Annotated in this window: 8 protein-coding genes and 1 pseudogene; 5 read left to right on the top strand and 4 right to left on the bottom strand. The window is 72.2% G+C overall.

Features of this window, described 5'->3' with window-relative positions:
* Positions 1–44 precede the first annotated feature (44 nt).
* Positions 45–1,385 carry a UDP-glucose dehydrogenase family protein gene (locus ACEXOX_RS20060; protein ID WP_406522273.1) on the bottom strand — a complete coding sequence of 447 codons (1,341 nt, stop codon included), beginning with the start codon at positions 1,383–1,385 and terminating at the stop codon, positions 45–47.
* Between the two features lie 199 nt (positions 1,386–1,584).
* Between ACEXOX_RS20060 and ACEXOX_RS20055 the strand changes: the two genes are divergently transcribed.
* Positions 1,585–2,757 (top strand): acyl-CoA dehydrogenase family protein, encoded by a 1,173-nt coding sequence (locus tag ACEXOX_RS20055; protein ID WP_406522272.1) that lies wholly within the window; start codon positions 1,585–1,587, stop codon positions 2,755–2,757.
* A gap of 80 nt (positions 2,758–2,837) precedes the next feature.
* Positions 2,838–4,100, top strand: a complete 1,263-nt coding sequence (locus ACEXOX_RS20050) for an IS30 family transposase (protein ID WP_406522270.1) — start codon at positions 2,838–2,840, stop codon at positions 4,098–4,100.
* Positions 4,101–4,182: 82 nt separating this feature from the next.
* On the opposite strand, the gene ACEXOX_RS20045 is transcribed toward ACEXOX_RS20050, so the two are convergent.
* Positions 4,183–5,526 (bottom strand): LCP family protein, encoded by a 1,344-nt coding sequence (locus tag ACEXOX_RS20045; protein ID WP_406522269.1) that lies wholly within the window; start codon positions 5,524–5,526, stop codon positions 4,183–4,185.
* 204 nt (positions 5,527–5,730) lie between these two features.
* Here ACEXOX_RS20045 and ACEXOX_RS20040 point away from each other — a divergent pair, with 204 nt between their 5' ends.
* Positions 5,731–6,285, top strand: coding sequence for an acyl-CoA thioesterase (locus ACEXOX_RS20040; protein ID WP_030021674.1), 555 nt, complete (start codon positions 5,731–5,733; stop codon positions 6,283–6,285).
* A 24-nt stretch (positions 6,286–6,309) separates the two neighbouring features.
* Here ACEXOX_RS20040 and ACEXOX_RS20035 read toward each other — a convergent pair whose 3' ends face one another.
* On the bottom strand, positions 6,310–7,038 hold the full coding sequence (locus tag ACEXOX_RS20035) for a hypothetical protein (RefSeq protein ID WP_406522267.1): 729 nt from the start codon (positions 7,036–7,038) through the stop codon (positions 6,310–6,312).
* A gap of 43 nt (positions 7,039–7,081) precedes the next feature.
* Positions 7,082–8,553 (bottom strand): annotated as a pseudogene (locus ACEXOX_RS20030) (LCP family protein).
* A gap of 189 nt (positions 8,554–8,742) precedes the next feature.
* On the opposite strand from ACEXOX_RS20030, the gene ACEXOX_RS20025 reads away from it, so the two are divergent.
* Both ACEXOX_RS20025 and ACEXOX_RS20020 read left to right on the top strand, forming a co-directional pair.
* Positions 8,743–9,801 (top strand): glycosyltransferase family 2 protein, encoded by a 1,059-nt coding sequence (locus ACEXOX_RS20025; RefSeq protein WP_406522266.1) that lies wholly within the window; start codon positions 8,743–8,745, stop codon positions 9,799–9,801.
* Positions 9,802–10,026: 225 nt separating this feature from the next.
* A complete protein-coding gene (locus ACEXOX_RS20020; protein WP_406522264.1) occupies positions 10,027–11,460 on the top strand; it encodes an MFS transporter in 1,434 nt (477 codons plus the stop codon).
* Positions 11,461–11,639 lie beyond the last annotated feature (179 nt).

Raw genomic sequence — 11,639 nt, 5'->3', positions numbered from 1 at the left:
GCCGGGCTCAAGACGGGCCCGGCCCTTCGTCGTTCCTTCCCGTCTCAGGCCTGCGGACGGCCCAGCGCCCGGTACGTCCAGCCCGCCTTGCGCCACAGCGCCGGATCGAGCGCGTTACGGCCGTCCAGTATGCGCGGCGTGGCCACCACCTCGGCCAGCGCGGCCGGGTCCAGCTCCCGGAACTCCCGCCACTCGGTCAGGTGCAGCACCACGTCGGCGCCGCGCACCGCCTCCTGCGCCGAGTCCGCGTACCCCAGCGTCGGGAACACGCGCCGCGCGTTCTCCATGCCCTTGGGGTCGTAGACCGTCACCTGGCCGCCCTGGAGGTGGATCTGCCCGGCGACGTTGAGCGCGGGCGAGTCCCGTACGTCGTCCGAGTCCGGCTTGAAGGTGGCGCCGAGGACGGCGACCCGGGTCCCGAGGAAGGAGCCGCCGACCGCCTCCCGGGTCAGCTCGACCATGTGGCCGCGGCGCCGCATGTTGATCGAGTCGACCTCGCGCAGGAACGTCAGCGCCTGGTCGGCGCCCAGCTCACCGGCGCGCGCCATGAACGCCCTGATGTCCTTGGGCAGGCAGCCGCCGCCGAAGCCGATACCGGCCCGCAGGAACTTCTTGCCGATCCGCTCGTCGTGACCGATCGCCTCCGCCAGCTTCACCACGTCACCGCCGGCCGCCTCGCACACCTCCGCCATGGCGTTGATGAACGAGATCTTCGTGGCCAGGAAGGAGTTCGCGGACGTCTTGACCAGCTCGGCGGTGGGGAAGTCGGCCACCACGAACGGCGAGCCCTCGGCGACCGGCGTCGCGTACACCTCCCGCAGCAGCTCCTCGGCCCGCCCGCCGTCGACACCGATCACGATCCGGTCCGGGTGCAGGGTGTCCTGCACGGCGAAGCCCTCGCGCAGGAACTCCGGGTTCCACGCCAGCTCCACGTCCTCGCCGGCCGGCGCCAGCTCCACGAGCCGCTTCGCCAGCCGCGCCGCGCTGCCCACCGGGACCGTCGACTTGCCGACCACCAGCGCCGGGCGCCGCAGCAGCGGGGCCAGCGACTCGACGGCCGACTCGACGTAGGACATGTCGCAGGCGTACTCGCCGTGCTTCTGCGGCGTGTTCACGCACACGAAGTGCACGTCGCCGAAGTCCGCCAGCTCTTCCCAGGAGGTGGTGAAGCGCAGCCGGCCGCTGGTGCCCTCGAAGCCCGCGACGTGCGCGCGCAGCAGCTCCTCCAGGCCGGGCTCGTACATCGGGGTCTCGCCCCGCTCCAGCATCGCGATCTTCGCCGGGTCGATGTCCAGCCCCATCACCTCGAATCCCAGCTCCGCCATGGCCGCGGCGTGCGTCGCGCCGAGGTAGCCGGTGCCGATCACGGTGATCTTCAGGGCCATGGGTGCTCCAGGTGCATACGGGGAGGAGTGCGCTGCCTGAGCATAGTCCGGCCGGGTCCCGGGGGTCCGGGCCCGGTGGCCGGGACCGTACGGGTGCTGTCGGCTAACTCACGTATCCCCGGTGCCGTACCGCCCCCTAGAATTCGGGTTACTTAACGGTAGTTAGCACTGCAGTCAGCTCTCAGGGGAGTGAGAAACCTTGGCGGGAACCGCTGATTTCGATCTGTACCGGACGTCCGAGGAGCACGACATGCTCCGCGAGTCGGTGCGCTCGCTCGCCGAGGCGAAGATCGCCCCGTTCGCCGCCGAGGTGGACGAGCAGGCCCGCTTCCCCCAGGAGGCCAGGGACGCGCTGACCCTGAACGACCTGCACGCCGTGCACGTCCCCGAGGCGTACGGCGGCGCCGGTGCCGACGCGCTGGCCACCGTCATCGTCATCGAGGAGGTCGCCCGCGTCTGCGCCTCCTCCTCGCTGATCCCGGCCGTCAACAAGCTCGGCTCCCTCCCGGTGATCCTCTCCGGCTCCGAGGAGCTGAAGAAGAAGTACCTGGGCCCGCTCGCCAAGGGCGACGCGATGTTCTCGTACTGCCTGAGCGAGCCGGACGCGGGTTCCGACGCGGCCGGCATGAAGACCAAGGCCGTACGCGACGGCGACCACTACGTCCTCAACGGCGTCAAGCGCTGGATCACCAACGCCGGTGTCTCCGAGTACTACACGGTGATGGCCGTGACCGACCCGGAGAAGCGCTCCAAGGGCATCTCCGCCTTCGTGGTGGAGAAGGACGACGAGGGCGTCTCCTTCGGCGCCCCGGAGAAGAAGCTCGGCATCAAGGGCTCCCCGACCCGCGAGGTCTACCTCGACAACGTCCGCATCCCCGCCGACCGCATGATCGGCGCGGAGGGCACCGGCTTCGCCACCGCCATGAAGACCCTGGACCACACCCGCATCACCATCGCGGCCCAGGCCCTCGGCATCGCCCAGGGCGCCCTCGACTACGCCAAGGGCTATGTCCAGGAGCGCAAGCAGTTCGGCAAGCCGATCGGCGACTTCCAGGGCGTGCAGTTCATGCTCGCCGACATGGCCATGAAGCTGGAGGCCGCCCGCCAGCTCACCTACGCCGCCGCCGCCAAGTCCGAGCGCATCTCCGCCGGCGGCAAGCCCGAGGACCTCACCTTCTTCGGCGCCGCCGCCAAGTGCTACGCCTCGGACGCCGCCATGGAGATCACCACCGACGCCGTCCAGCTCCTCGGCGGCTACGGCTACACCCGCGACTACCCGCTGGAGCGCATGATGCGCGACGCCAAGATCACGCAGATCTACGAGGGCACCAACCAGGTCCAGCGCATCGTGATGGCGCGGAACCTGCCGTAACGGCACGGCAGCCCAGCGCAAGAGCCCCCGGGTGCCTTGAGTTCTAGTGGTCGTCGCAACACCCCAGCTCAGGGGACGCGATGGACTTCGAGATCCGGAAGAACCGGGGGCCCGGGGGCGGGCGCCAACTGGCCCGCGAGCGGGCCGCATACTTCCTGCTCATGGAGCAGGGGTACAGCACTCGGGAAGCCGCCCGGGTAGTCGGCATCAACCTGCGCACTGGCAAGCGGTGGCGCAACGGGTGGCACTCGCCGCCAGGCGGCCGGAAGGCAGTTCCTCCGATCTACCCGGTGCCGGGACAGGCCCCGGCGACGGGATCGGAGGAACTGCCTCCCGCGCCGTCGCGGTATCTCCAGGAGCACGACCGCATCCACATCGCCGACCGTCTCCGCGAGGGGGCCTCGATCCGGCAGATAGCCGTCGAGCTGGGCCGCAGCCCGTCCACCGTCAGTCGCGAAATACGCCGCAACCGGCACACTCTGCACAACGGCGGCTGGTACTACCGACCGAGCATCGCCCACAACAAGGCCAAGGCCCGCCGGTCCCGTCCGAAACCCGGAAAGATCGGCCAGAATTCCGAGCTGCGGGACTTCATCCAGGATCACCTCACGATGCGCTGGAGCCCCGAGCAGATCTGCCAAGTCCTGCGGGCACGTTTTCCCGACCGGCCGGAGATGCACGTGACCCACGAGACCGTTTACCAGGCCCTCTACGTCCAGGGCCGCGGAGAACTCCGCCGGGAACTGACCCGAGCGCTTCGCACCGGCCGGGCCCGCCGGCGCCCACACCGCCAGGCCCACAAGCGTGCCTCCCGCGCCATCAAGGACATGGTCCTGATCAGCGAACGCCCCGCCGAAGCCGCTGACCGGGCCGTCCCCGGACACTGGGAGGGCGATCTCATCATCGGCAAGGACGGCCGTTCCGCCATCGGCACCCTCGTCGAGCGGTCCACCCGCTACCTGATGCTCGTGCACCTGCCGGTCGGCCACAGCGCCATCGCCACCCGCAACGCGCTCGCCACGACCGTCCAGACCCTTCCACGGCACCTCTGGCGATCCCTGACCTGGGACCAGGGCTCGGAGATGGCCGCCCACCGGGCGTTCACCGTTGCCACCGACATCCCGGTCTACTTCTGCGACCCGGCCAGCCCCTGGCAACGCGGCTCCAACGAGAACACCAACGGCCTGCTGCGGCAGTACTTCCCCAAGGGCACCGACCTGGCCGTTCACACCCCCGGGGACCTGGCGGGCGTCGCCGCCGAGCTGAACAGCCGGCCACGCAAAACGCTCGGCTGGCAAACCCCAGCCGAGCGTCTCGCTAAGCTCCTGGCGACAGCCAGTTGACCTCTGTGTTGCAACGACCCCTGGAATTCGCCGGTGCCGGGGGCTCTTCCCGTGCTCCGGCTGCCCAAAGGCGCCGTCTCGTCTACTCGTTACCGCTCACCGTCACCGGCTCGTCGTTCTTCAGCTGTTCGACGAGTTTGGCGACCTTGGCCTTGTCCCAGCGGAGGTTGCCGCCGACGCTGCCCGCGATGGGCATGTTCATCGACTTGCCGTCGCCGCCCGTGACGCCCTTCATCGCGAAGAACATTGAGCCGAGGTCGAACAGACCCATGTCCTTGTCGACGATCACGGTGCCCAGGCCCGCGCTCATCGTCGGGTAGAGCTTGAACGGGTTGATGATCGTGCCGGGGGTGGCCGTCTGGCTCGCCAGGGCCGCGAGGAACTTCTGCTGGTTCTTCGTGCGGTCCAGGTCGCTGCCGGCGAAGGCGTAGCGGGTGCGGACGAAGGCGAGGGCCTGTTCGCCGTCGAGGGTCTGCTTGCCGGCCTGGAAGTCGGCGCCGGACTTCTTGTCCTTGAAGGCCTTCGGGATGTCCATCTCGACGCCGCCGATCGCGTCCACGATGTTGGCGAAGCCCGCGAAGCCGATCTCGACGTAGTGGTCGATGCGCAGGCCGGTGTTGTGCTCGACGGTGCGCACCAGCAGTTCGGGGCCGTCCTCGGCGTAGGCCGCGTTGAGCTTGGTGTGGCGGCCCTTGGCGGCGTACTTCTTGCCGGACTTGGAGCCGACGAACGAGGGGATCTCGACGTCCGAGTCGCGCGGCAGCGAGATCAGGGTGGGGCCGTTGCCGCCGTCGTGCAGGATCATCATCGAGTCCGTGCGCTTGCCCTCGGCGGAGCCGGTGTGCAGCTTCTTCTTGTCCTCGTCGGACATGCCCTCGCGGCTGTCGGAGCCGACGATCAGGTAGTTGGTGCCGTCGCCTTCCTCGGGCCGGTCGATGACCTTGCTCAGGTCGACCTCGCGGCGCAGCTTGCCGTCGGCCCAGAAGTACGTGGCGACCGAGGTGACGAGGAGCACGGCGACCAGCGTCAGGACGGTCCACTTGATGCGGCGCCCCCAGTTGGGCGCGGGACGCGGGGCACGGCCGCCGCCCTGTCCGCCGCCCTGTCCGCCGCCGCGGCCGCCGCCGTAGACCTGGCCGGTGTTGTAGCCGTCGCCGTGCCCGCCGTCGTAGCTGTTGCCGTACGGGTCGGGGCCCTGGCCCTGCGGCGGGACGGAGGGGCGGCGGCGCGGCGAGAGGTGCGGCGGCAGCGGCGGCTCGCCCGGTTGCTGCCCCGGCCCGGGGTAGGGGCCACCGGGACCGCCGGGGCCACCGGGTCCGTTGGGACCGCCACGCCGTACGTGCGGCATGGCGCGCGCGCCCTCCGGCTCGGCGCCGCCGCCACGTCCGTACCGGTCTCTGTCGTCGGACCCAGGCCACTCGTTCATGGGGGAAGTCTGCCTGTCCCACGGCTCCCCCATACAGGGGAGGTACGAGATCGGGCCGTCGCTGTTGCAGAGCTGATGCAAAGTGACACGGAGCGCCGCTTGCGCAATGCGGACGGAGGTGATCAAACCGGCATGGGTGCCCCTGGTCAGGGGTGCGGGGTGGGCGCGCGGGAAGGGAGGTGCGCCCGCGCATAAAGTGGGCGCATGACCGATCTCGTCACCACCGGCCCGGAGGCCGACCTTCCGGGTAAGCCCACTTCCGTCTCCCGGACGACGCTGTCGCACATCATGACGGCAGGCGACACCAACCTGCTCGGCACGGTGCACGGTGGCGTGATCATGAAACTCGTCGACGACGCGGCGGGCGCGGTGGCCGGCCGGCACTCCGGCGGGCCCGCGGTCACCGCCTCCATGGACGAGATGGCGTTCTTGGAACCGGTCCGTGTGGGGGACCTGGTGCATGTGAAGGCCCAGGTCAACTGGACCGGGCGGTCCTCGATGGAGGTCGGGGTGCGGGTGCTCGCCGAGCGCTGGAACGAGTCCACGCCCGCCACGCAGGTCGGGTCGGCCTACCTGGTGTTCGCGGCGGTGGACGAGGAGGGCAAGCCCCGCCCCGTACCGCCGGTCGTCCCGGAGACCGAGCGGGACAAGCGCCGCTACCAGGAGGCCCAGATCCGCCGCACCCACCGGCTGGCCCGGCGCCGCGCGATCAAGGAGCTGCGGGCGCAGCGGGTGGCGGACGGGATCGACGACGCGTAGGGCGGTGCCGCGTGACGCGGGGGGTCACGTTCCTTCGGGGCGTGCCAGGTCTCCTTCGGGGCGGGCCAGGTCGAGGGCCGCTTCCGCGTCGGTCGTGCGGGCGCCCTCCCAGAGCAGCACGCGGTCGGCGCCGGACTCGGCGAGGAGTTTTTCGGCGAGCCGGGTGTCGCTGCCGAGGGCGCGGTCCACGACGTCCTGACCGCTGCTCCGTACGGTCCACGTGCTGCCGTCGCGTACGTCGAGGCGCCAGCTGTAGCGGACGCGTTCGCGCAGGATGCGGTAGACGTACGACGGTGTGACGGCGAGGTCGCGGGCGATGGCGGGCGCGTCGAAGCCGTCCGCCGCGGCCTCCAGGACGAGGCGCGGCAGGGCGGTTTCGGTGACCTTGTAGGCGCGGCGGATGCGGCCCGCCTCGGTGAGGGTGAGGTCGTCGGCGCTGATGTCGAGGTGCGGGACGGGGGCCGACCGGGCCGGTCGCGGCGCGGGGCCGGAGCCGGGGGCCGGGGTGGGGGCGAGGGCGTGGTTGAGGCGTTCCACGTCCGCCTGGAGTGCGGCTTCCTCCTGTTCCAGCCGGGCCCGCTGCGCGGACAGGCGCGCGGCGCGGGCGGTCAGGTCCTCGTGGCCGGAGTGCCGCGGAGCGCCCGGAGTGTCCGGTACCTGGGTGTCCGGCTGCGAGCGCTGGAACTGCTGCATGACGACGGCGATCTGGTCGAGGAACCACCGGTCGCTGAGTGGTGATCGTTTTTCACCCATGGGCGGGGACTGTACTGAGTACACATGACCTCGGCAACCGGGTTCACGACCGGGGTCCCGGCGGCCCGGGGCACGCCGCCTCGTCGCCGGTCAGCGTCCCGAAGTCGCCGGCGCCCGTCGGCTGGGTCGGGTCGTCGGAGCGCACCCGGTGGACCGCCTTGAAGTCCTTGCCGACGGTCACCCGCAGCACCGAGCCCTGCCCGGGAGCCTGTCGCAGGGCCGCCCCGGGCAGGGCGGCGGCGAGGGAGCGGACCGAGCGGTCCCAGCGCGGGTCGTAGGAGATCACGGTGCGCCGCGTGCGGGTGGCGGCGTTGCCCGGGGTGCCGGTGGTGTCGAAGCCGGTGGCGCGCAAGGACGTGTCCACCGCGCGGCCCAGCCCCGTGCGGCCCGCGCCGTTGTCCACCTGCACCCGGATCGTGGCGGGCGGTACGTCCACGACCGTCGCGCGCTGCCGGCCGGACCGCCGCACGGCCAGCGGCCGGTCCTCGCGCAGCGCCTGGAAGAGCTGCTTCGCCTTGTCCTCGTTCCACATCACGGTCGAGCCGACGTTCGGCACCTGGAAGTCGATGTCGCCCAGCGGTACGGAGGCGAACTCGGAGGACGACGGGTTGAAACCGCGCAGCGCCTGGCCGAGGTCGACCATCTCGTCCGCGCCGAACCCCTCGTCGGCCCGTACGGACTCCAGCAGTGCGTCGGTGATCTCCTTGAACTGGACCGGGTGGAGCAGCGCGCCGGAGCTGGTGATCTTGTGCATGAGCGCGGCGAGGAAGCGCTGCTGGCGCTGCATCCGCCCGAGGTCGGAGGCGCTGTCCAGGTGCCGGGCGCGGACGTACTGGAGGGCCTGGCCGCCGTTGAGCCGGGAGCGTCCGGCGGGCAGGTCCAGGCCGCTGTAGTTGTCCTTCAGGGGGCGGTTGGTGCAGATGTTCACGCCGCCGACCGCGTCCACCGTCTTCATGAAGCTGGTGAAGTCGACCTCCAGGTAGTGGTCGATGTGCACACCGGTCATCCGCTCGACGGTCCGGATGGTCAGGCCGGGGCCGCCCTCGGCGTACGCCGCGTTCAGCTTCACGGGGTGGCCGCGGTGGTGCTTGCCGGTGGTCCCGTCGGTGTGCGGGGGCGTCTGCGCGTACGAGTCGCGCGGCAGGCTGACCACGCTGGCGCGGTTCCGGTCGGCGGACAGGTGCACCATCATGATCGTGTCGGTGCAGTGGCACGGCTCGCCGCCCAGGTGGTAGCGGCGTTTCTCCTCGGGGAGAGCTTGGCCCGGCCGTCCGTGCCGACGACCAGGAAGTTCATGCCGTCACCGCCGCTGTTGTCCGGCCGGTTGCCCAGCCCCTTGAAGGCGTCCACCCGGGCGATGCCGTCCTCGACGCCGGTGACCATGGCGTGCCCGACCCCGCCCGCGGCCAGCAGCAGCAGCGAGACGCCCGCGGTGACGCGCAGGCCCCAGCGGGGCCGCCCGTCCCGTCGCCGGTGACGGGCGCGCGGTCGGGGCGGGCGGTGCGGTGCGGTCATGGGGACACCTCCGCGGCAGGGTCGGGGCGGACGGAGTGCGGGGACGGGCGCGGGGGGCGGGGTGGACGAGCAGGCCGGGTCACCGTAGGCCCATACGATCGGCTGTAAAGCACCACACGCCGGGCGCCGCCCCCAGGGCCACCCGCCTGCCGTCGGCCCCCGTCCCCCATACGCGGTAACGTGACCGCGATGAACGCCACGCCACCGCAGCAGCTCCCGGCCGTCTCCGTGATCATGCCGGTGCTCAACGAGGAACGTCATCTGCGCAGCTCGGTCCAGCACATCCTGGAACAGGAGTACGCCGGTGAGATGGAGGTGGTGATCGCGCTCGGGCCCTCGACGGACCGTACGGACGAGATCGCCGCCGAGCTGGTCGCCGAGAACGCCGCCGACGAGCGGGCCCGCGTGCTGACCGTGCCCAACCCCACGGGCCGCACCCCGGCCGCCCTGAACGCGGCGATCAAGGCGTCCCGCCACCCGATCGTGGTGCGCGTCGACGGCCACGGGATGCTCTCGCCGGACTACATCGCGACCGCGGTCCGCCTCCTGGAGGAGACCGGCGCGCAGAACGTCGGCGGCATCATGCACGCCGAGGGCGAGAACGCCTGGGAGGACGCGGTCGCCGCCGCGATGACCTCCAGGATCGGCGTGGGCAACGCGGCCTTCCACACGGGCGGCGCCGCGGGCCCGGCCGACACGGTCTACCTGGGCGTCTTCCGGCGCGAGGCGCTGGAGCAGCAGGGCGGTTACAACGAGGAGTTCATCCGCGCCCAGGACTGGGAGCTGAACTTCCGCATCCGCGAGGCGGGCGGGCAAATCTGGTTCTCGCCCGAGCTGAAGGTGCAGTACCGGCCGCGGCCCAGCGTCCGCGCGCTCGCCAAGCAGTACAAGGACTACGGGCGCTGGCGCCACGTCGTGGCCCGCTACCACTCCGGTTCGATCAACCTGCGGTACCTGGCGCCGCCGACCGCCGTGTGCGCCATCGCGGCGGGCGCCGTGGTCGGCGCCCTCGTCACGCCGTGGGGCTTCGCCGTCCCGGCCGGGTACCTGGCCGCCATCGCGGCGGGCTCGGTCCCGGCGGGCAAGGGGCTGCCGCTGAAGGCCCGCGCCCAGATCCCGGTCGCCCTGGCGACCATGCACATGTCGTGGGGCTGGGGCTTCCTGACCAGCCCGCGGTCGCTGGCCGAGAAGGTCATCGCCAGCCGCCGCCCGGCCGTACCGGCGCCGCAGCCGGCCGCCGCGGAGTGACTTCGCGGGCGGCCCGCGCGCCCGGCTCACGCGTCCCCGTTCTCCCGGGTACGTCCGTCGGGTGCGCGGCGCCGCCGCGCCGTCCACGCGCCACCGCCCCACCCGTAGCGCACGCACCTTCCACCACAGCAGTAAAGGCGGGCTGGGCACAGACGCCCAGGCATGGCTACGATACGTGTCTTATCCGTCACGTACCGTGTCAGGTGAGCGGCTGGAGGTGCCCCCGTGCGTCCCTGGGCGGCGCTGGTTGTCCTGCTGTGCGGCACGTTCCTCGCCAACCTCGACGTCTTCGTCGTGGTCGTGGCGATGCCCGCGCTGGAACGGGACCTGGGCGCGGACGGCAGCCAGCAGCAGCTCGTCCTCGCCGGCTACCAGCTGGTCTACGCGCTCGGCCTGGCCGCCGGCGGCCGGCTGGGGGACGCGCTGGGCTCCCTGCGGGTCTTCGGCCTCGGCATGGCCGTCTTCACCGGCGCCTCGATCGCCTGCGGGGCGGCGCCCACCCCGGCCGTCCTGGTCCTGGCCCGGCTGTTCCAGGGCGCCGGTACGGCCCTGATGGTGCCCCAGGTCTACCGCGCCGCGCAGACCTTGTTCACCGGCGCGGCCCAGCGCAGGGCGTACGCCGCGATCGGCGCCGTGATGGGCCTCGGCGCGATCGGCGGGCAACTGATCGGCGGCTGGCTGCTGTCGGCGGACGTCCTCGGCCTCGGCTGGCGCGCCGTCTTCCTCGTCAACGTACCGGTGGGCGTCCTGGCGCTCACCCTCCTGCCGTGGGCGGCGGGCGGACACCCGCCCGTACGCCGCGAACCGGTGCGCGCCGACCTGCCCGGCGTGGGCCTCGCGGCGGCCGCGATCGGGCTGTGCACCGTCCCTCTGGTGGCCGGCGGTGCGGGCGGCATGGTGTGGTGGGGGCCGGCCTGCCTGGCCGCCTCCGTCCCGGTCGCCGCGTGCTTCCTGCGCCACGAACGCGCGCTGGAAGCCCGGGGTGGCTCCCCGCTCGTACCGCCGCGGCTGCTGCGGGCCGAAGGCTTCCGGCGCGGCATCCTGCTGATCGTCCTGGTCAACTGCGGGCTCGCCGCGTTCGTCCTGATGCTCGGGCTGCTGCTCCAGAAGGGACTGCGCTGGAGCCCGCTGGCCACCGGAGCGGGCATGGTGCCGGCCGCGGTCGCGTTCGCCGCCGGGTCGCTGATCGCGCCGCGGCTGGCCCGCGGCACGGAGGTCCGGCTGCTGGTCCTGGCCTCCCTCGCGGCGACCGCCGGGTACGCGGGCTGCGCCGTGAGCGCCCTCGGCACCGACCCCCGCTGGCTGCTCGGCGCGGTGTGCGCCGTCGGCGGCGCGCTGGGCCTGTGCGTCACCCCCGCCCTGTCCGTGACCCTGCGCGCCGTGCCGGAACCGGTCGCGGGCGCGGCGTCCGGCGTGGTCTCCACGGCTCAGCAGCTCGGCGCCGCGCTCGGCGTGTGCGTCTACGGCTTCCTCTTCTTCGCCCAGGTGCGCGCCACGGCCGACGTGGTCGCCGCCTTCGCGGTCACCACCACCGCGCTGACCACGACCTCGGCGGCCGCCGCAGTCCTCGCCCGCGGCCTGCCCCCGGCGGCGGCACCCGCCGGCCGGCAGCCGCAGAGCAGCCCCGGCGCACCGGCGGCGCGGGACCTCCCGATGTGACACCGGACCGACCCCCGACCGTACGGAGACACGCTTGTCCCCTCAGCCCCGGTCCGCCGCCGTGCGGCCGAGCCCCGAAGCCCGGCTCTCCGAGACCGTCCCGCAGGTCGGCCAGTACCTGGCCGGGCTGCTCGACGCCTACCGGCCCCGGTACGCGCACCTGCGGCCCACGCTCGAAC

Origin of the sequence: Streptomyces sp. Ac-502, assembly GCF_045222935.1 — a bacterium.
GTDB lineage: Bacteria > Actinomycetota > Actinomycetes > Streptomycetales > Streptomycetaceae > Streptomyces > Streptomyces monomycini.
Note: the sequence above shows the minus strand (reverse complement) of the source record. Positions and strands in the feature narration are given on the sequence as shown.